Raw genomic sequence first — 19,547 nt, 5'->3', positions numbered from 1 at the left:
CTCGAAATCGACTCGGGCATTACCCAAAACAAACTCATCACGCCAGATTAGAGCGGAACGGTGGCAGTAGCCAGATTTGCGCCGCTTCAATCACCTCATTCATTCGCTTTTCATCCAACTCACGGATAATGCGTTGCAGGTAATAATCCTCACCTTCTCCCCGCATTCCCATGTTGCCCTGCCAGGCTTGCAGTAAACGGGCGCGCGCTTTGTTCTGCGCTTCCTCATCCAACCGCAGGCTGTCGCTTTCGCGATCATAACATTCAGCCAGCCAGGCACTTCCCGCTTTATTGAGCAATAACAGCGGCTTGTTCATTCCCTGACGATAGCCATTCAGCATGACAGACAGATGTTCTCTGGCCTGCGCTTCCGACAAGGCAGCAAAGCGCCACGCCGTATCTTCCCGCCCATACAGCCGACTTTCACCCTGCCCGCCCGTTGCACAGTAGGCCAGATGTTCCAACCACAGCGTAATGCCATCCTTCATGGAAAGCGTGCCGGGACGCCAACGCAGCAAACCATCCGGCTGCACCTGATTCAGCCAGCCGCTGATACGCACACCGTCGAGGAGAATATCCACCTCCCGACTCACCGACAGCAACGGCGTTAATTCATCACGCACGCGCGCAGCCAACTGCGCCATCTCCTGCTGCTGTTCCTGCCAGTAAATTTCGCCGAACGCGCCATAGGGCAACTCACCCGCGGCTCTGGCACGACGATACAGTTTTTCGGTATCGCCTTCATTAATCAAGGTATTAAGCAACTCACTATTCAATTGATAGCGGTTAAGGCTATCAACCACAAAGGGCTCTTCATCCAACAGCTCATCGCTGTGCAGCATAAAACTCACGCCAAGCCGCAGCTGAAAAAAGGCTCGCACAGGATGACGATAAAAACGCTTCAAATCGTCCAGACTGACATCCCTATCACTCGCTCTTTCGGACAACGCTTCACGATCGAAATCAGGCTGAGCTTCCCCTTTCTGGTTCGCCGCCGCCAGCCACTCGGCCGCAAAGCTCAACGGCTGCGGTGCAGACAGGAAGTTATTCGCATCAAAAGGCATACGGCTATGTTCGCGGCAAAGGTGCTTCACCACGCGCTCCGCGCTGCTATCGATATCCAGCGCTTCATCACCCGGCAGGACGTAACTTTGTGCGATATATTCCGTCAGTTCGCTGACCAATACGGAAGGATAGCGGCGCGTATTATCCTGAATCGAGCGCCCGATATAGCTGATATAGAGTTTGTGCTGCGCCGACAGAAGCGCTTCAAGAAACAGGTAGCGGTCATCATCACGTCGGCTACGGTCACCACGCTTGATTTTCCGCCCCATCAGATCGAACCCGAGCGGTGGCAGCGTTCGAGGATAAACGCCGTCATTCATGCCCAGCAAACACACGACCTTGAACGGGATGGAACGCATCGGCATCAGCGTGCAAAAGTTAATTGAGCCAGCCAGAAAACGCTGGCTGAGCCGTTCCTGATCGAGACGCCGCGACAGTTCATCACGTAACCGGGAGATTGGCACCTGTTGCGGATAATGCGCCATCGTGCCCATACCAATCACGTGCTGCCACTGTTTTTCAACTAACGCCAACGCCGCTTCGGTCTCGCTGTCAGCATCAAAGAAGGTTTCGATCAGCTCTCGACACAGCGGTAGCCAGTCGACAAGCACACGCGGCTGAGACAGGCGCTGACGCCAGTGGTGAATCTGCATCAGCAGTTCGGCCAGTTGACCAGCCAGCTCCGCAATCAGCCCGCTGGATTCATCATAAGGCAGCACGCCTTGCCAGTCGCCAATCTGACTGTCCATCGCATAGCCCAGCAACATTCTCGTCAGGCCGAAGCGCCACGTATGCTGCCCCGTTGGCGGCAGCATCAGATCGCGTACGTTGTCGTCATCCAGTCCCCAGCGCACGCCTGATTCCACAACCCACAGGCGCAGACGCCGTAACCCTTCTTCCTGAATACCAAAACGCGCAGCCAGCGCGGGCACTTCAAGCAATGCCAGAACCTGTTCCGCCGTAAAACGGCTTGTTGGTAAATCCAGCAGGCTGATTACCGCCTGCAAGGCGGGATGCGCATGTCGCGCACGCTGATCGGAGATGGCAAAAGGCAGGTAGCGGTTATCTGGCGCGTTGCCAAACACCGCCTGAATAAACGGCGTATAGCTGTCGATATCCGCCATCATCACAATAACATCGCGCGGCATCAGCTCAGGATCGTCGGCCATCATGGCCAGCAGCCGATCGTGAAGCACTTCAACTTCACGCTGCGGGCTGTGGCAAGCGTGAAAATCGATCGAACGATCGTCGAGAGCCAGCAGGCGTTTTTGCATGCTGGTGTTCTGCGTGTCGTGACTGACGGCCACTACCGCGTGGTCTTCCAGCTCAAGAATATCGCGCTGCAAGGTTTGCAGCAGGTTTTCGCCATCCGACTCAACAAAAGCATCGATCTCCTGCACGCTATCTAAATCAGCCAGCAGATAAAGGTTATCGCGTCCCAGTTTTCCCCACGATGCCAGAAGCGGATTATTAATCGACTGTTTACCGTCATCGTTGAATAACGCTTCTGCCTGTGAAGGATCGCGAAAGAGCGAACGAGTTTCATCAGTCTGCTCGCCATCAAAGCGATGTAAGCGGCGGTTGCGGGCTTTTAGCTTCGCCAGAAATTTATAATCCTGAATGTCACTCCAGTAATGGCGGCAGGGATTGGTAAATAGCAGATGCACGTCAATATGACGCGCCAGCGCGTTCAGCGCCTGTAAATAGATGGGGGGTAACGCCGAAATACCGCAGATAAAAACGCGTGGCGGCAGGCCTTTCGGGCACGTTTTTGCCTGTTCTAACGCAGTAATAAAGCGTTGATACAGAATCGCATGGTGCCATTCGGGCTGCGCCAGTTCGCGAGTGTAGTCTACCAACGCACGCCACAGCGCCGACTGCCACAGCTGGTTCCCGCCGAGATCGTCAACCTGTTTCCCTTCTTGCCATGCCTTGATCCATTCCGGGCGATAAATCAGGTATTGATCGAAAAGATCCGCCACGCGTCCGGCAAGCTGATGCAGCTTGCGCTGGTTATCATCATCCTGCAAATAGTGGTTAAGGGCTGCAAAATCAGGCTGTTCCAACAAATCGGGCAGCAAATGCATGAGCTTCCACGTCATTGCATCCTTGCTGAAGGCGCTTTCTTTTGGAATATCCGGCAGCACATGGCGACACATATTCCACAAAAAAACACCGGGCAGCGGGAATTGAATATTGGCAGCAATCCCGAAGTGTCCAGCAAGCTCAATTTGCAGCCACTGCGCCATCCCTGGGCTTTGAACTAAAATCACTTCCTGCTGGAAAGGATCCGCAAGCGGCTGACGTTTTATCAGCTCAACCATCAGTCTTTTCAAGATATCTAACTGATTGGAGTGATAGATTCTAAACATTCTGGCTCCTGCTACCGCTGCTTACGATTTATCATTCATAGTTTACCCAAGCATTCCTATCCAACAGGCGATGACAGGCAAAACCAACGGTTTAGTGTAGCCTGATAGCGACGTGGCGTCATGACTCTTGCCGTTACCTGACGGCATTCTCCATTCTGTCGCTGCTCTGACACACTAAACTGCCAGTTTTGACTCGCAAGAGACGCGGTATTATCACTATCAGACGGATTATACCGTACACCCGCTTCATAGGCCTCCAACTGCTGCATCGCCAATCGCCAGGCCTGACGCTGCTGCAACTGGTGTTGAAATGACTGCTGCAAGATCTGGTGATATTGCAGTAACCCCATCAGCGACACAGCGAACAGCAGCGCCGCCACCAGCGTCTCTGGCAGACTAAAACCGGATTGATGGCTCACAATCCCCCTGTTCAGCGCGCTATTCCGTTGCATCACAGCGTGTCACCTCCTTATCAGGACAGAAATCTAGCCAGCCGTTACCCAATGGTTGAATAGCAATCTGACCCGACGACAGTGCCGAAAAGGACACCCGTTGGTACAACGTCAACGGTCGCGGCGAAGCGGGAAGAGTCCCTTCGCCACGCAGTAATCCTTGTTCTCCATCCGAGGCCGCACGCAGACACACTACGAGCTGTTCTGCCGATAACTGCTGACACTGCCAGCTTTCCGTTAATATTGCCCAACGCTGCCCTCTTCCCCAGTTCAGAGAGGACAATGCCTGATTGAACGCGCGCAGATAATGTCGTTCATCGTTCCCCACCTGAATGGCAGCATCAAGCTGACGCTGCAAACCAGACATCAACAGCAGGCCGATAATGGCGATGAGCAGCACCATAGCCAGCGTTCCACTTCCCTCCTGATGCCCTTTTCTCATTGGTTACGACCAAGAATAAGGCGAGTGGTATGCTGCCGAACGGCAGGCCGCTTGGCCCAATAACCCGCGAGCTGTAATTCATACAACGCCGCATTATTTTGTGCAGATAGGCGCTGTAGCCGGAACACCGTGAGCACCACCTCTTGCGGATCAAACAGCTTCTCCCACCTGTCGCCCTGACAGTTATGTGCCCCGCTCTGAATTTCCAACGACCGGCCACGCAGGCGATAGCCAAAAGACTCGGCATCCTGCTGTTCCCCGCCATCCCAAACCCCATTCCGGTTCAGATCGTAAGAAACATTCAGACAGCTGTTTTCCACCTCACCCGGATACTTCCCTATGCTAATTGCCTTTCCCTGACAGGTTCCCGCACAAAAACCGGCACGACGGATATCTTTCTCAACCCCCATCGCTACCTGACTGAACAATTGTTCCAGCCGGAAAAGTTGTGCGCTGTCCTGGCTTTGACTGCGCAGCAGAGGATACAACTGCGCCGCAGACAGCATAATTAGGCTACCTAAACTCAGTGCCAGCAGGATTTCCGGCAGAGTGAAACCGCATTGTTTACTCTCCAGCGTTGATTGCTTCAACACGATCTGTCTCAGCGCTATCGGTTTCAGCATAGGGGAATCGCTAGGACAGCCTGCGCCTCGCTGCACAGACGCATGCGTCCTCTCACTGAGATGATGAGGCGTAGCTGACCCGCAGAATTCGACAACGAGATGTGTCCGGCCTGTGCCGCGTTACGCAAGCCAAAGAACGTAAAAACGTTGCTTGTGAACTTTGCCAGCACAACATCCTGCGTGCGGCGAACGAACTGTCCCGGATGGTTCTCACGGCACGTCTCCTCTGCCTGTTTTTCATTCTGCCCCGTCACCATGCACCATAGTTCTCCCTGCGGTATCAGCTTCGCCGTGCGGGTTTCGTTATGCCAGTAGGCATTCGCCTGAACCCGACTCAAAAAATCCAGCAGTTGCTGTGCACTCTGCTCCAGACGAATTGCCTGTTGATACTGAATCCAGCCATGCAAACCGCCACCCGCCATCAGCGCCACAATCGTCAGCACCACGAGTAATTCAAGCAAGGTAAACCCTCGCCGTTGTCGATTCCCTGTTTTCATGGCGTCAGGATAGTGAGTCTTATCTGCAAAAACAGCGCGTTAACAGCGTTATACGCGGCGGCTCGCAATGTTTTACTGCAACGATGTAACAACAGAAAAAGCGTGCGGGGAGGCAGGGAAAACGAGGGAACAGCAGGAGAAAGCACGCGGTGAAGGAGGTAATGTCACACCCCGAGTAAGTCGGTGACAAGGAGGAATCGAACTCAGGATAAGGAGATCGAAATGAAATCAACAACAGTGAGAGAAAATGGGACCTCGGCTTTGGAAGTGGCAAATCGTTACTTTAGTACGGTTAACCTTGGTATGTCAGTTTCCCCAATGAATCAGGATGATGTTGACTGGTGCATTGCTCTTGCCAGAGAAAGCGATTTCGATATTGACTGGCGTTTGGCAAAAACGAGTCTTTACGCTGATAGTGAATTCGGGTTTATCTTTAAGCTCGATGCTGACATACCAACAACAAAACCCGACGGGGCTTGTGTTTGTTCGTTCAACACAATAAACCATATATTAAGCATTGAGTTACTTCAAAATTTCTCAAAAAGGGGTTCTATTCTGGATGGGAAAATGTTGACCTATTGTTTAGTAATCATACTATTTTTTCTTATCAAGGTGGAAGGTGAAGGCGTTTATATTCAAAGCCCAGTCAATGAAAAAGTTGCTGATTATTATATCAAAAGTCATCAATTTTTAGATATAAGCGGAGATAAATCTATCCTCTTTCGCTCGGCAGATGATTTACTCAACTGGTTCATATCGTATTCAAAGCGGGGATAGCACATTGAGGAAGAGTAAATAATGCGCGACAATGTGGCTAATAAATCGTCATTTTGCGAGGTAGTTATGAATAAAGAGCCGACAGATTACCGTGCGACTGTGTCATCTCGAAAGATGAAATCTCCTGCTGGCCGCAAAATGCGAATCACTAGTGAGGAAGAATTATTTACTCTCATGTTTATCGCGGCAGATGGGATTAAAAACTCCCCTGCACCATCGGTTCAGGAAGCGGTGGGTCCGTTGCGCGAAGAGAAATAACAAAAAGGGCCGCATGACGCGTCCCTCGAAAACATGGGAGAGGCTTTAGATCGCAACCGGTGCTTTGATGGCGGGATGTGGATCGTATCCCTCGATTTCAAAGTCCTCGAAGCGGTAGTCGAACAGCGTATCCGGACGGCGCTTAATCACCAGTTTAGGCAGCGCGCGCGGTTCACGGCTCAACTGTAAATTCGTCTGTTCCAGATGGTTGTTGTACAGATGCGTGTCGCCGCCAGTCCAGACGAAATCACCGACATCCAGATCGCACTGCTGCGCCACCATATGCACCAGCAGTGCATAGCTGGCGATGTTGAACGGCAGGCCGAGGAAGATATCGCACGAGCGCTGATAAAGCTGGCAAGAGAGTTTGCCATCCGCCACGTAGAACTGGAAAAATGCATGGCACGGTGCCAGCGCCATTTTGTCCAGCTCACCCACGTTCCATGCAGACACGATAATACGACGAGAATCTGGATCCTGTCTCAACTGGGTCAGAACATTCTTCAACTGGTCGATCTCACGACCATCTGCAGCGCCCCACGAACGCCACTGTTTACCGTAAACTGGCCCCAAATCGCCGTTCTCATCCGCCCATTCGTCCCAAATACTGACTTTATTTTCATGCAGATAAGCAACATTGGTATCGCCGTTCAGGAACCAGAGCAGTTCATGGATAATCGAACGCAGGTGGCATTTTTTGGTGGTAACCAGCGGAAACCCGTCCTGCAAGTTGAAACGCATCTGATGGCCGAAAATAGAACGCGTGCCCGTGCCGGTACGGTCGGCTTTCGGCGTGCCCTCTTCAAGCACTTTTTTCATCAGATCCAGATACTGTTTCATACTACCTCACCACAAATATTAAAGAAGGACGGCGGATTATTGCTGTGCAGGCTGACGGCGATAGGCCCAGACCATCATCAGAATACCAGCGATCACCATCGGCAGAGACAGGATTTGCCCCATGCTGAACAGGCCGCCGAACAGCCCCAGCTGCGCATCCGGCTGGCGGAAGAATTCAGTAATGATTCGGAACATGCCATAACCGATCAGGAAAAGCCCTGAAACGCTGCCCATCGGCCGAGATTTACGAATAAAGATATTCAGAATGATAAACAGCGCCACACCTTCCAGCATCATTTGATACAGCTGAGAAGGATGACGCGGCAGCATGCCATACTGATTGAAAATCGCCTGCCACTGCGGGTTGCTGACGGCCAGCGCCATATCTTCACCGCGCGAGCCAGGAAACAGCATAGCCCACGGGGTATCCGTCGTCACGCGTCCCCAGAGTTCGCCATTGATGAAGTTGCCCAGTCGGCCAGCGCCAAGTCCGAAAGGAATCAGAGGAGCAATAAAATCAGCAACCTGGAAGAAATGGCGTTTGGTGCGATGAGCGAACCACAGCATGACGCAAATGACGCCCATTAAGCCGCCGTGGAACGACATGCCGCCATCCCAGACTTTGAAAAGATAGAGCGGGTTTTCAAGAAATGACGGGAAGGCATAAAACAGGACATAGCCCAGACGCCCACCGACGAAGACCCCAAGGAACCCCATATACAGCAGGTTTTCGACTTCATCTTTGGTCCAGCCGCTACCCGGTTTATTCGCCCGACGCACCGCCAACCACATGGCAAATACAAAACCCACCAGATACATCAGCCCATACCAGTGCAGCGCCAGCGGGCCGATTGAGAAAATCACGGGATCAAACTGAGGAAACGCCAGATAGCTTGTCGTCATCATTCACCACATATTTTATTGTGTTATCCCTACTTTTGGGATCGTCATTGATAGGCAAAAGGCAGGAGAATGAATCCGTTCCTGCGAACCGCGGTGGCGAATCATAGCATACGCGCCCACGCTCGTTGATCGCGGAGGGGAAAAGTTCTGTAAAACATTGAGTCGTTGTTAAACATTTACTCGCAATTAAATCTTAATGTTCTGTCGATATCGCACCGCGACGGATTAGCGTCCGCCGCGAATCAAGCCGCCCAATCCGCGCTCTTCCATGAAGCTCGCCGCCCACTGTCGGACTTCTGTCGCGCTCTGCGCACCGAGCAATTGCTTCACCAACACCTGCGATTCAGCCAGCGTAATTTGGCGCAGCAGATATTTAATTCGCGCAACGCTACGTCCGTTCATACTGAGCGAGCGATATCCCAGCCCGGTTAGCAGCAGTGCGCCGAGCGCTTCGCCCGCCATTTCTCCGCACACGGAAAGCGGGATGTTATAACGCTCGCACTCGACGGCGATCATATTCAACGCCTGCAACATGGAAGGATGCAGACTGTCATAAAGCGATGCCACGTGAGCGTTGTTACGATCTACCGCCAGCAGATACTGCGTCAGATCGTTGGTACCAACCGAAACAAAATCGATGCGGGAAGCCAGATGAGGGAGCAGGAACAACATCGACGGAACTTCAATCATGATTCCAATTCGCGGCTTGGGCTGTGGGAAGCCGAGTAATTCTTCGACTTCTCCCGCGGCCTGATCGATCAGGCGACGTGCTTCACTGATTTCATCCAGACTGCTGATCATTGGCAGCAGGATATTGAGATTGCCACTATGCGCGTTAGCACGCAGCATCGCGCGCACCTGAATCAGAAAGATTTCAGGCTGATCGAGCGTAATACGAATGCCGCGCCAGCCGAGACAAGGGTTCTCTTCGCTGATAGGCAGATAAGGCAGCGGCTTATCCGCGCCGATATCCAGCGTGCGCAGCATCACGGGGCGCGTAGGATAAAGCTGCAACATGCTTTGATATTGCGCCATCTGCTCATCTTCAGACGGAAATCCGCTTTGCAGCATAAACGGGATTTCCGTGCGGTACAGCCCCACGCCATCAACCTGATTGATAAAGCGTTTTTCGTGTTCAGCGCTGAGACCTGCATTTAGCATGACCTGAATACGTTCACCGCTTTTCAGTACGGCAGGCTGTTCCATTTCGCCTTCGGCCAGACGGGTCAGCTCATTTTCTTCCGTCAACAGACGCTGGTATTCCTGTACCAGCACGGGTTCAGGATCGACCAGCAGCTCGCCGCGATAACCGTCGATTATCAGCAGACGCTGATGCAGCAGATCGGGCTGGATATCCGCGCCCACCAGCGTCGGAATGCCCATGGCACGGACGAGAATCGCCGCATGCGAATTCGCGGCACCGTCATAGACAACAACGCCCGCCAGACGCTCCGGCGGCAGTTCAGCCAGCAGCGTAGCCGTCAACTCGTCCGCCACGAGGATAAAGCGCTCAGGCCACTGCCCCATGATTTGCGCGTTATCGTCGAGGTGGAACAGCAGACGTTGCCCCAACGCACGCAGATCGCCCGCCCGTTCGCGTAAATAAGTATCCTGCAAATTGGTGAACTGCGCGGCAAAGCGCTCGATCACCAGTTTCACGGCCCATTCGGCGGCATTGCCCGCATCCACTTCCTGAAAGAGTTCACGCTTGAGCCGCGCATCGTTCAGCAAGTGCGAATACAAATCGAAAATCGCCGCGCTCTCTTTCTGCGCGCTGGCGCTAAACCGCTTGCTGAAGCGGCGGAATTCCGCCGTGGCCTCTTCCAATGCCTGCGTTAAACGGGAGCGCTCACGCTCGCTGTCCAGACTCGATGCGGGGAAAACCTGTTCCAAAGAAGGCTGAGTACAATCCTGCCAGCCGGGGGCAATTGCCACACCGGGTGCAGCCACCAGCGCCTTAACGCGCGTCTGACGGTATTGACCGAAGAGCGTTTTTATCTGTGAAAGGGAAAGAATAGCGGCCATCTGCGTGGCCAGCGTCACCATGAACGATTCTTCGTTTTTATCAAACTGACGATGTTCACGCTGCTGCACCACCAGTACGCCCAGCAGGTGGCGACGGTAGATAATGGGAACGCCAAGAAAAGAGCGGAAATGTTGCTCTTTCACGGCGGGGATATATTTGAAACTGGGGTGTGTGCGAGCGTCGGCCAGATTGATGGGCTCAGCACGTTGCCCGACCAGCCCAACAATACCTTGCCCAAACGCCAGCGTAACCGTGCGCCCGCGCGGCTTTTTCAACCCGCGCGTTGCCATCAGGTAATAACATTGACGATCGTGATCGGCCAGATAAATGGAACAGACTTCCGTGTCCATAGCCTGACAGGTCTCATTGACCAGAATGTCCAGCGCATCACTAAGGCGGGCCGTTGCCGCAACGTTTTCGACAATTTCTCGCAAGCGCGTGAGCATAATGTGCCTGAATTACCCTCTTTTTCGCCGAGGACCGGATGGCGTAACCACCCGAGCCGCAACACTCTCCTGAAGCAGTATCACCGGATTGATAAATTCCTTCATCACGCGACGATACACATCTCGCTTAAAAGAGACGACCTGACGTACCGGATACCAGTAACTCACCCAGCGCCAGCCATCAAATTCCGGCGTGCCGCTGCTCTGCATATTGATATCCGACTCATTACACATCAACTGTAGCAAAAACCATTTCTGCTTTTGGCCGATACAGACCGGTTTTGTATCCCAACGCACCAAACGCTTTGGTAATTTATAGCGTAACCAGTTACGGGTAGATGCCAATACGCGCACATCCTTTTTTCTTAACCCGACTTCTTCAAACAGTTCGCGGTACATCGCCTGCTCAGCACTTTCACCGGGGTTAATCCCCCCCTGCGGAAACTGCCAGGAGTGCTGACCATAGCGCCGGGCCCACATCACCTGCCCCTGCCGATTACAAATTACAATACCAACGTTTGGGCGGTAGCCATCATCATCGATCACCGACTACCTCGATAAACATCAATGCAAAGATGACCTGATTGTTTCACACTCCCGTCAGGTGGTAAACCACTGCTTAGAAAGCATGTGATACGAATAAAAGTAAGATAACCCACAGATAAGATCAAAGTTATAAACATGTGAAGACCGGAATCGGCAATTTATTCACTTTTTCTGTGGACATCTTTGTGCAGAACCCATGAAGAAGTAAGTAAAACTCATTTTTCATGAAGAAAAAATATTAATGCGAATTAAAAAATAATTCTTTTTATTCATTAAATTACAAACCATTTCACGTAAAAAAGCAGCCCCTGATTTTTTGTTCAAATGGCATACAACGCAAGATTGGCGAAAGATCGCACTATGCCGATTTTATCCACAGGGAATGTCTCAAAGTCAGGCAATAAATAGGCAAAAACAGCAAAAAGGTCGGGAGTCAAGGCTGTAAATCGAACCAGTAATTCATGTTTATGTGGGTTATCCAAGAAATCTGTGGATAACCTAGTGTAAGATCCTGTTTATTGTCGGTGGCTATACGTGCACAGTTTGCAAAACGGTGTTAAGTGATCGCCATCACACTAAAAAAAAGCACTACGAATCATGCTATTATTGTTTTTCTCCACAGTCTTGCAGGCTGTGCACTGGTGTTCTCTATCTATTGTGTTTTTTTTGAGCGAAAAAATATCGGGCTATACGCTATGAATTCACCCACGGTTCACATGACTGCGCCGCCAAGTGAGCACACGTTGCTGGAACGCGCGCAATCCCTCGCGGGTTATAATCTCGCGGAATTAGCGGACATCGCCCGCCTGCCTATTCCCGCTAACCTGAAACGCGATAAAGGCTGGATTGGTATCTTGCTGGAGCGTTTTCTGGGTGCAAGCGCAGGCAGCAAGCCTGAGCAGGATTTCCCCGACATCGGTGTTGAACTCAAAACCATTCCTATTGATGAACAGGGCAAACCGCTGGAAACCACGTTCGTCTGCGTCGCACCGCTAACAGGCAACAGCGGCGTGACGTGGGAAAGCAGCCACGTACGACACAAGCTCGCGCGGGTACTGTGGATTCCGGTCGAAGGCTCGCGACACATTCCGCTAGGGGAACGCCGTATTGGCACACCGCTGATCTGGAGCCCCAATGAAGAAGAAGAGGAACAGCTGCGCTGCGATTGGGAAGAGTTGATGGACCTGATCGTGCTTGGTCGGGTAGAAAGCATCACCGCACGGCATGGCGAAGTGCTACAACTACGCCCCAAAGCGGCAAATAGCCGGGCATTAACCGAGGCGATTGGCGAATTTGGTCAACCGATTCTGACCTTACCGCGCGGCTTCTACCTGAAAAAAACCTTTACCGCGCCGCTACTAGCCCGCCACTTTATGCAGCTCAGCAGTTGAATTTCGTTAGCGCGATGTTCTATTAGCACGATGCTTCATCAGCGCCCCGCTTCATCGTACACTAGCCTTATACGCCGCACTCTATTACGCAGCAATCGTGCGACAAGGGAATCGTTCTGGGAAAAGCCTGACGCCGACCCAGAGTAAAAAACCAGAGCAAAAGGGACGCCAGCACACGGGCAGCAATGCGAAGTATGACGAGTATATTTTCACAACATCACACTTTCGCTTGCCTACGCCCTGAGCTGGCAGAGTATAATATCGTTTACGTTTCGTTTAAGGTGTATTGATATAATGTTTGATTGGATTGTTGATCCGAACGCATGGTTAGCATTGGGAACGCTGACTATTCTGGAAATCGTTCTTGGGATCGATAACATTATTTTCCTGTCTCTGGTTGTCGCCAAACTGCCTAAAGCCCAGCAAAACAAAGCTCGCCGCATCGGGCTGATGGGTGCGATGTTAATGCGTTTGGGACTGCTCGCTTCTATTGCCTGGGTCATGCGTCTGACCGACCCGCTGTTTACCGTCGCTGGCAATGAAATCTCCACACGTGACCTGATCCTGTTCTTCGGGGGACTCTTCCTGATCTGGAAGTCGAGTATGGAAATTCACGAAACCGTCGAAGGCGGTTCAGAAGACCATACTTCCAAGGTGTACTCTTTCTTTGGCGCGATTGTGCAGATCATGATGCTGGATATCATCTTCAGCCTGGATTCGGTAATCACTGCCGTCGGCCTGTCTGACCATCTGTTTATTATGATGGCAGCGGTCATTATTGCCGTTCTCGTGATGATGTTCTCTGCGCGCCCTATCGGCGAGTTTGTCGAACGCCATCCGTCCGTCAAAATGCTGGCCTTGTCGTTCCTGATCCTGGTCGGGTTCACCCTGATTCTGGAAAGCTTCGACGTTCACGTACCGAAAGGCTACATCTACTTCGCCATGTTCTTCTCAATGTCCGTCGAGGCATTGAACCTGTTGCGCAGTAAAAAAGAAAAAGCAGCACACTGATCGCCGCATCGCGAGCGCTCACGATAAAGACGTCATAATCAGGCGGCGACCTGCCGCCTGATTACACAATATTAATTCCCTCCCAACACATTTTTTCCATTATTCCTACGTTAACCTCCGCAACCATTTGCTAGACTCATCTGAAGTTTTGGCATTCATGAACGGGTTAATATGATGAAAGTACGGATGAAAATGGCAATCACACTGGCGTTATTATTCACTCTGGCAGGCTGTTCCAGTGACTATGTGATGGCGACAAAAGAGGGGCAAATGCTCCTGACGCAGGGAAAACCCGTGCTGGATAAAGATACCGGGCTGCTCAGCTATATCGATGAGCAAGGTAATCAGAAACAAATCAACAGCGATCAAATCTCCCAGATCGTGCAGCGCTAACGGCAACGTTAGCCCGATATTTTCCCCCATCGAACGACGCTCTTCGGCAAAATCCTGCTGAAGGGCAACAGAAGAGACTTCCCCACTCGCCACGGCTTCGTTTATAGTCGAATTCAGGTGTGTTTTCCCAAACTCATTGGAATCGCAGCAAATCATGCGGAAATGACGGGAAAAGCGCCTGCTATTTTCAGACATAAGGAAGCTGGCAATGCAATATCACCGTATTCCCCATAGTTCTTTAGAAGTGAGCATGCTGGGTCTTGGTACGATGACCTTTGGCGAACAGAACAGCGAAGCAGACGCTCATGCCCAGTTAGATCATGCCATTGCCGCAGGTGTTAACCTGATTGACACAGCAGAAATGTACGCCGTTCCTCCGCGCCCGGAAACACAGGGGCTAACCGAGAGCTATATCGGTTCCTGGCTGAAGTCCCGTGGCGGACGTGAAAAATTGATTGTGGCCAGTAAAGTCTCCGGCCCCGTGCGCGGAAACGATCACAGCATTAGGCCACAGCAGGCGCTGGACAGAAAAAACATCCGTGCCGCGCTGGATGCCAGCCTGCAACGCCTGAACACCGACTATATCGATCTCTATCAGCTGCATTGGCCTCAGCGCCAGACCAACTGCTTTGGCAAGCTGAACTATCAGTATACCGATGACAAACCGCAATACACTGAAGACAAATCGGTCGTCACGCTGCTGGAAACGCTGGAAGCGCTGAATGAGCAGGTGCGTGCCGGTAAGATCCGCTACGTCGGCGTCTCCAACGAAACCCCGTGGGGCGTGATGCGCTATCTGCATCTGGCGGAAAAGCACGACCTGCCGCGTATCGTGTCAATTCAGAATCCCTACAGCCTGCTGAACCGCAGTTTTGAAGTCGGCTTAGCGGAAATCAGCCAGCATGAAGGCGTGGAACTTCTCGCCTATTCGTCACTGGCATTCGGTACGCTGACGGGTAAATATCTGAACGGCGCGAAACCGGCCAATGCGCGTAACACGTTGTTTAGCCGCTTCACCCGCTATACCGGCCCACAGGCTCAGGCAGCGGTTGCCGAGTATGTGGCGCTGGCGCAAAAGCACGGTCTGGATCCGGCGCAAATGGCATTGGCGTTTGTGCGTCAGCAGCCGTTCGTCGCCAGTACGCTGCTGGGCGCAACGACACTGGAACAGCTGCAAATCAACCTCGACAGCCAGAACCTGACGCTGGACGGCGAGATCCTTGACGAGCTGGAAGCCATCCACCGCCGCTTCACGTTCCCGGCACCGTAAACGACAAAATCGGGGCCACAGGGTTCATCGGCATTTTGCCGTGTTCCGGCGTAAAAAATTATGCTGAGGAGATAGCTGGCTTCGGATGAGCCGCAGGACGCGGCGAAAGCTTGCGCCACGTCGGACAAAAACGTCAGAGACGTTTTGAACAGCACTTGTGCTGGCCCGAAGGGCGAGCCCCATTTATGGGGTGAGTAAACGTGTCGCAAGCGGTCCGTTAAGCCGGATATCGACGAAGGTACCGCGCCAGCGGCATAATTCCCGCCGAAAGCCTGGGGTCACGGGGCGAGCGGCGTTTGAGCCGTCCCGTGTCGGGCGCGTGCTACGAGGTAGCATGAAAATAACGGTATTGTGGCGCACGAAACTGTCTCTCAGTCTGCATAAAAATATGACTAACAAGCACTCAATTATGGTCGTCGCTACTTTTGGGCTGAAACAGCGGAATATCCTTGCCGGTGATATAACGCTTACGCAACCAAGACGATATCCCATCCATGACCATCACTATCGCGACTAAAATCAGCGTAATGAACATCACTACATCCCAGTTCCATAAGCGCATGTTCTCCGCATAGACCAGACCGATGCCTCCCGCGCCGACAAACCCTAATACGGCGGCAGAGCGGGTATTCGATTCAATCTGGTAGAGGCTGAGCGCAAGAATGATGGGGAACGACTGTGTGAAGATGCCAAAGCGGTGTTTTTGTAGCGCAGTGGCACCTAATGCGCTCAGGCCTCGTCCGGGTGAACGTTCGACGGCTTCGTGGCCTTCGGCGTAGAGCTTGCCGAGCAGGCCAATATCCTGCATCACGATAGCCAACAGCCCCGCCAGCGGCCCCAGCCCGACGGCTCGTACGAATATCAGCCCCCAAATGGCCATATCAATGCCGCGTATCATGTCCAGCAGGCACCGCACCAGCAGCGCAATTGGCCGTAGTCCGCGGCGCTGCATGATGTTACGCGCCGCAAAGAAGGAGAGGAGCAGCGCGATACAGGTCGCGGTTACCGTCCCCGCAAACACGATCGACAGCGTGATGGCAATTTGCGACAGGTAGTAACCAAAGGGCCAATTGAGAAAGTCATGCCAGACAAACATGCGTAAAAAATAGCGTCCCAGCTGCACCGAGCCATTGAGCCACTGCTGCCAGCTGATGCCAAAGGTCTGGAAAAAGAACAGGTAATACAGCATGACCGCCAGCGCCAGCAGTGCGATTCGGCGTAGATAGCGCGACTGTATGCGAAACAGGTCAGGATGCTGCTTTTTCAATTGATCGACATCAGGCGACGTCACGGTTCTCATATTACTTTCCTTCTACTACGCGGCGGCGTAAATAGCCGGATAAACCATCCAGCAGCGAGACCACAACGAGAATCAGCAATAGGGTCATACTGACCTGATCGTAGCGATCGAGCTTAATGTTGGTCATCAGTTCCTGACCGATGCCGCCCGCGCCGACCAGACCAAGAATGGTGGAGGAACGAAAATTAATCTCCATGCGCATAAAGCTGTAGGAGAGAAAAATCGGTTTTACCTGTGGCCAGAAGGCGAAACGCATAATCTGGAGCTTGCTGGCACCACAGCTTGCCAGACCGCGAACCGGCCGATCGGAAGCGCTTTCCAGAGACTCATAAAACAGTTTGGTTAAGCTGCCGACAGTGTGCAGCGCTAACGCAATAAAGCCGGGCATGGCACCAATGCCAAAAGCCATGACAAACATGACCGCCCAACCCAGCTCTGGCATGGTGCGTAAAAACGCCACCAGCGCGCGAATAGTCACGCGCAGCAGCATTGAGTTTTGCGTGTTGGCGGCGGCACAGAATGCCAGCATCGTAGCAACCGCCACCGCAACGATCGTGGAAGCCAACGCCATTTGCAGCGTTTCCCAGATCAGCGGCAGCTGTATCGGCAGCCGATATCCCCAATAAGCCAGAGAGCCTTCGGTGTGAGCGTTAGCCAGAAGCTGCTGCCAGTGCAATACAGGTAGCGTATCGCGCAAGTAGCTGAAAAAACTCGGCAGAGAATGCCAGATGATTGCAGGGCTGAATTCAGCGACCTTTCCCGCTCCTAGAAACAGGCAGGCCAGCAGCAAAGACCACAATAGCGCCTCACGCTTCTGTCGCCCTTTAATCTGTTGATAATATTGCTCAAAGTCATTATTCAAAGCAGTGTCCTGTTTACCGGGCGATACGTCCTACCCTGACTTTGATGAGCGGACTGAAATGTTGTCGCCCGTTCGATGTCACGTCCGAACGGGCGTTGAGGGAATAGCGACGCGCCAGCTCTCGATCAGCGGTTGCCTTTCGTCAGTTCGCGTTTCATATCGATGATGTGTTTGTAGTCATTCAGGCTTGCCGGACCGATATGCTGAGTTCCGCCCATCGCCTTGGTAAAGCATTCATGCTGTTCTTTATCCAGCTTCATCACCGCAGTAATGACCTTCTGTTTGAAATCAGCAGGTAGCTTATTGCTGACCAGAATCGGGCCGTTCGGGATGATCGGGGACTGCCAGATAATCCGGATCTGCTGCATCAGATTTGGATGATCCATGCGGATCAAGCGGGTAAAAGCGCCGGCGGTGTAGCCCGTGTTGTAATCGCCCACCATTGATGTCCAGGCGACGGCACCGTCAAATTGACCGTTCAGTACGCCCAGAATGTCCTGCTCATGGCCGCCAGAAAACGTCACGCTGGAAAAGAAATTGTTGTATTTGTTGTCGTTGTTCCCACCAAATTTCTGTTTGAATATTTGGTTGGGCACCAGAAAGCCCGAGGTGGAATCGGGATCGGCAAAGCCAAAAGATTTCCCTTTCAGGTCTTCCAGCTTTTTGTACGGGCTGTCGGCTTTGACCATGACCACAGAGTAATAGCCGCGTGACTGGTCTTTATCGTCAACGGCGATACCGACGATGTCCACCGCGTTAGGATCTTTCAGGTAGACGGAGGCGAAAGACGATGGCGACATACTCAAAACCAGATCGACTTTTCCTCCCAGCAGTCCCTGAATGACGCCGGAGTAATCCGAGGCGTTACGCAACCGGGTCTCAACCCCCAGCTCTTTATCAAGGAACTGTTTGACGCACTGGTTATCACCGATCTGCTGTGTCGCATTTTGCCCGCCCAAAATTCCCAAATTCAGCTCTTTGGGCATCCCCGCCGCCGTCGCGCTGAAGACGGTCAGTGAGCTGGTTAACATCATCGCCAAACCAAAGATCTTTCTCATTGTTATCACCTGTTCTCGTGTCAAAGGCCATCGTGTTAAACGTACATTGTCTTAAATGCATATAGTCTTAAATACACATCGCACTAATGTGCGTTCAGTTCATCGCCATACAGCGTATGAAGCAGCGGCTCATCCAATCGCGTTGGATGCCCGTCAAAAACAATGCGCCCTTGGGCGATCCCGATAACCCGCGTGCAGTAATGCTTCACCAGATCCACCGAGTGCAGGTTAACCATCACGCTAATCCCCTGCTGACTCACTTCCCGCAAGACATCCATGATGCGGCGGGTATTTTTGGGATCGAGCGACGCAACCGGTTCATCGGCTAGCAAAATTCTGGGCTGCTGCATGAGGGCCCGACAGATAGCGACACGCTGCATTTGGCCGCCTGAGAGGTTTTCCGCGCGTTGTAACGCCTGTGGCAGCATGTTTAACCATTGCAACAACTCGATGGCGCGAGCGCGGTCTTCGTCGGAAAACACACGAAAGAGTGACTTGAGCGTGGAGGTTTGGCTAAGGCGACCCAGCAAGACATTGGTAAGGACATCCAGCCTCGGCACCAGACAGAAATCCTGAAAAATCATGCCGCAATGGGCGCGCCATTGGCGTATCTGGCGCGAGCTTAGCTTGATAATATCCTGTGGTTGCTCACCGCTGTAATTGATGATTTCACCGCCAGAGGCTGAAATCGTGCCGTTTAACAGATGCAGTAGCGTCGATTTTCCCGCCCCGGAACGGCCAATGACGGCAACGAATTCTCCCGTGTGCAGATCGAAGTTAACGTCGTCTAGCACCCGGTGTTGTGGAGACCACGCTTTCCCCACGCCGCGAACGGACAGCACCTTTTGCGGCTGAACGGGCTGCAACTGCGTTTTGAATTCGAGGCCAGATTTCAATTGTGCCTGTGCCATCTTGATATCCACTGTGGTGAGGTAGCACCCTCATTAAGAACAGATGGCATGATGATTTAATGAATAACAGGTGATTAAATAATGACCAATTGAAACGATTTGTGA

19 protein-coding genes are annotated in these 19,547 nt (G+C 52.4%); 6 read left to right on the top strand and 13 right to left on the bottom strand.

Annotated elements, in window-relative coordinates; genetic code table 11:
• Positions 1–37: 37 nt before the first annotated feature.
• Genes recC through HP572_RS02225 form a run of 5 tightly spaced genes read right to left on the bottom strand, consistent with a single transcriptional unit; the run spans position 38 to position 5,450 of the window.
• Positions 38–3,436 (bottom strand): exodeoxyribonuclease V subunit gamma, encoded by a 3,399-nt coding sequence (gene recC / locus HP572_RS02245; protein ID WP_240584679.1) that lies wholly within the window; start codon positions 3,434–3,436, stop codon positions 38–40.
• Positions 3,437–3,492: 56 nt separating this feature from the next.
• A complete protein-coding gene (locus HP572_RS02240; protein WP_240585675.1) occupies positions 3,493–3,888 on the bottom strand; it encodes a prepilin-type N-terminal cleavage/methylation domain-containing protein in 396 nt (131 codons plus the stop codon).
• The gene (locus HP572_RS02235) at positions 3,875–4,330 is read right to left on the bottom strand and encodes a YgdB family protein (RefSeq protein ID WP_240584678.1); all 456 of its coding nucleotides are present in this window, start codon (positions 4,328–4,330) and stop codon (positions 3,875–3,877) included. Before HP572_RS02235 ends, HP572_RS02240 begins: the two co-directional genes overlap by 14 nt.
• On the bottom strand, positions 4,327–4,953 hold the full coding sequence (locus HP572_RS02230) for a prepilin peptidase-dependent protein (RefSeq protein ID WP_240584677.1): 627 nt from the start codon (positions 4,951–4,953) through the stop codon (positions 4,327–4,329). Before HP572_RS02230 ends, HP572_RS02235 begins: the two co-directional genes overlap by 4 nt.
• Positions 4,947–5,450: a prepilin peptidase-dependent protein gene (locus HP572_RS02225; protein WP_240584676.1), complete on the bottom strand. Its 504-nt coding sequence runs from the start codon at positions 5,448–5,450 to the stop codon at positions 4,947–4,949. The genes HP572_RS02230 and HP572_RS02225 overlap by 7 nt, the downstream gene beginning before the upstream one ends.
• 222 nt (positions 5,451–5,672) lie before the next feature.
• On the opposite strand from HP572_RS02225, the gene HP572_RS02220 reads away from it, so the two are divergent.
• Both HP572_RS02220 and HP572_RS02215 read left to right on the top strand, forming a co-directional pair.
• Complete coding sequence (locus HP572_RS02220; RefSeq protein ID WP_240584675.1) at positions 5,673–6,227, top strand: hypothetical protein; 555 nt, start codon at positions 5,673–5,675, stop codon at positions 6,225–6,227.
• 21 nt (positions 6,228–6,248) lie between these two features.
• The gene (locus HP572_RS02215) at positions 6,249–6,485 is read left to right on the top strand and encodes a hypothetical protein (RefSeq protein ID WP_240584674.1); all 237 of its coding nucleotides are present in this window, start codon (positions 6,249–6,251) and stop codon (positions 6,483–6,485) included.
• 45 nt (positions 6,486–6,530) lie between these two features.
• On the opposite strand, the gene thyA is transcribed toward HP572_RS02215, so the two are convergent.
• From thyA to rppH, 4 genes are all read right to left on the bottom strand, one after another.
• Entirely contained in the window at positions 6,531–7,325 is a 795-nt protein-coding gene (gene thyA, locus HP572_RS02210) for a thymidylate synthase (RefSeq protein ID WP_039312476.1), read from the bottom strand.
• A 36-nt stretch (positions 7,326–7,361) separates the two neighbouring features.
• Positions 7,362–8,228, bottom strand: a complete 867-nt coding sequence (gene lgt / locus HP572_RS02205) for a prolipoprotein diacylglyceryl transferase (protein WP_010286783.1) — start codon at positions 8,226–8,228, stop codon at positions 7,362–7,364.
• Positions 8,229–8,453: 225 nt separating this feature from the next.
• On the bottom strand, positions 8,454–10,700 hold the full coding sequence (ptsP, locus tag HP572_RS02200) for a phosphoenolpyruvate--protein phosphotransferase (protein WP_240584673.1): 2,247 nt from the start codon (positions 10,698–10,700) through the stop codon (positions 8,454–8,456).
• A gap of 12 nt (positions 10,701–10,712) precedes the next feature.
• Positions 10,713–11,246: an RNA pyrophosphohydrolase gene (rppH, locus tag HP572_RS02195; protein WP_010282870.1), complete on the bottom strand. Its 534-nt coding sequence runs from the start codon at positions 11,244–11,246 to the stop codon at positions 10,713–10,715.
• Positions 11,247–11,941: 695 nt separating this feature from the next.
• On the opposite strand from rppH, the gene mutH reads away from it, so the two are divergent.
• From mutH to HP572_RS02175, 4 genes are all read left to right on the top strand, one after another.
• Complete coding sequence (mutH, locus tag HP572_RS02190; RefSeq protein WP_240584672.1) at positions 11,942–12,637, top strand: DNA mismatch repair endonuclease MutH; 696 nt, start codon at positions 11,942–11,944, stop codon at positions 12,635–12,637.
• Positions 12,638–12,931: 294 nt separating this feature from the next.
• Complete coding sequence (locus HP572_RS02185; RefSeq protein WP_010299690.1) at positions 12,932–13,648, top strand: TerC family protein; 717 nt, start codon at positions 12,932–12,934, stop codon at positions 13,646–13,648.
• A gap of 174 nt (positions 13,649–13,822) precedes the next feature.
• A complete protein-coding gene (locus HP572_RS02180; protein WP_205546267.1) occupies positions 13,823–14,041 on the top strand; it encodes a YgdI/YgdR family lipoprotein in 219 nt (72 codons plus the stop codon).
• 208 nt (positions 14,042–14,249) lie between these two features.
• Positions 14,250–15,311, top strand: a complete 1,062-nt coding sequence (locus tag HP572_RS02175) for an NADP(H)-dependent aldo-keto reductase (protein ID WP_240584671.1) — start codon at positions 14,250–14,252, stop codon at positions 15,309–15,311.
• 403 nt (positions 15,312–15,714) lie between these two features.
• Here the strand turns inward: HP572_RS02175 and phnE (HP572_RS02170) are convergent, their stop codons facing one another.
• The 4 genes from phnE (HP572_RS02170) to phnC form a co-directional block, all read right to left on the bottom strand.
• Positions 15,715–16,611 carry a phosphonate ABC transporter, permease protein PhnE gene (gene phnE / locus HP572_RS02170; RefSeq protein ID WP_240584670.1) on the bottom strand — a complete coding sequence of 299 codons (897 nt, stop codon included), beginning with the start codon at positions 16,609–16,611 and terminating at the stop codon, positions 15,715–15,717.
• A 1-nt stretch (position 16,612) separates the two neighbouring features.
• Positions 16,613–17,473: a phosphonate ABC transporter, permease protein PhnE gene (phnE, locus tag HP572_RS02165; RefSeq protein WP_240584669.1), complete on the bottom strand. Its 861-nt coding sequence runs from the start codon at positions 17,471–17,473 to the stop codon at positions 16,613–16,615.
• Positions 17,474–17,598: 125 nt separating this feature from the next.
• Positions 17,599–18,531: a phosphonate ABC transporter substrate-binding protein gene (phnD, locus tag HP572_RS02160; protein WP_240584668.1), complete on the bottom strand. Its 933-nt coding sequence runs from the start codon at positions 18,529–18,531 to the stop codon at positions 17,599–17,601.
• 83 nt (positions 18,532–18,614) lie between these two features.
• Entirely contained in the window at positions 18,615–19,442 is an 828-nt protein-coding gene (phnC, locus tag HP572_RS02155; RefSeq protein WP_205552992.1) for a phosphonate ABC transporter ATP-binding protein, read from the bottom strand.
• Positions 19,443–19,547 lie beyond the last annotated feature (105 nt).

This window comes from Pectobacterium sp. PL64, from assembly GCF_022477975.1.
GTDB lineage: Bacteria > Pseudomonadota > Gammaproteobacteria > Enterobacterales > Enterobacteriaceae > Pectobacterium > Pectobacterium jejuense.
The sequence above is the reverse complement of the archived record's forward strand: the minus strand, read 5'-3'. Positions and strand labels throughout refer to the sequence as shown.

Bases quoted from the DNA above. Each gene is read 5' to 3' on its own strand.
- recC (WP_240584679.1), bottom strand. From the start codon at position 3,436: ATGTTTAGAATCTATCACTCCAATCAGTTAGATATCTTGAAAAGACTG.
- HP572_RS02240 (WP_240585675.1), bottom strand. From the start codon at position 3,888: ATGCAACGGAATAGCGCGCTGAACAGGGGGATTGTGAGCCATCAATCC.
- HP572_RS02235 (WP_240584678.1), bottom strand. From the start codon at position 4,330: ATGAGAAAAGGGCATCAGGAGGGAAGTGGAACGCTGGCTATGGTGCTG.
- HP572_RS02230 (WP_240584677.1), bottom strand. From the start codon at position 4,953: ATGCTGAAACCGATAGCGCTGAGACAGATCGTGTTGAAGCAATCAACG.
- HP572_RS02225 (WP_240584676.1), bottom strand. From the start codon at position 5,450: ATGAAAACAGGGAATCGACAACGGCGAGGGTTTACCTTGCTTGAATTA.
- HP572_RS02220 (WP_240584675.1), top strand. From the start codon at position 5,673: ATGAAATCAACAACAGTGAGAGAAAATGGGACCTCGGCTTTGGAAGTG.
- HP572_RS02215 (WP_240584674.1), top strand. From the start codon at position 6,249: ATGCGCGACAATGTGGCTAATAAATCGTCATTTTGCGAGGTAGTTATG.
- thyA (WP_039312476.1), bottom strand. From the start codon at position 7,325: ATGAAACAGTATCTGGATCTGATGAAAAAAGTGCTTGAAGAGGGCACG.
- lgt (WP_010286783.1), bottom strand. From the start codon at position 8,228: ATGACGACAAGCTATCTGGCGTTTCCTCAGTTTGATCCCGTGATTTTC.
- ptsP (WP_240584673.1), bottom strand. From the start codon at position 10,700: ATGCTCACGCGCTTGCGAGAAATTGTCGAAAACGTTGCGGCAACGGCC.
- mutH (WP_240584672.1), top strand. From the start codon at position 11,942: ATGAATTCACCCACGGTTCACATGACTGCGCCGCCAAGTGAGCACACG.
- HP572_RS02185 (WP_010299690.1), top strand. From the start codon at position 12,932: ATGTTTGATTGGATTGTTGATCCGAACGCATGGTTAGCATTGGGAACG.
- HP572_RS02180 (WP_205546267.1), top strand. From the start codon at position 13,823: ATGAAAGTACGGATGAAAATGGCAATCACACTGGCGTTATTATTCACT.
- HP572_RS02175 (WP_240584671.1), top strand. From the start codon at position 14,250: ATGCAATATCACCGTATTCCCCATAGTTCTTTAGAAGTGAGCATGCTG.
- phnE (WP_240584670.1), bottom strand. From the start codon at position 16,611: ATGAGAACCGTGACGTCGCCTGATGTCGATCAATTGAAAAAGCAGCAT.
- phnD (WP_240584668.1), bottom strand. From the start codon at position 18,531: ATGAGAAAGATCTTTGGTTTGGCGATGATGTTAACCAGCTCACTGACC.
- phnC (WP_205552992.1), bottom strand. From the start codon at position 19,442: ATGGCACAGGCACAATTGAAATCTGGCCTCGAATTCAAAACGCAGTTG.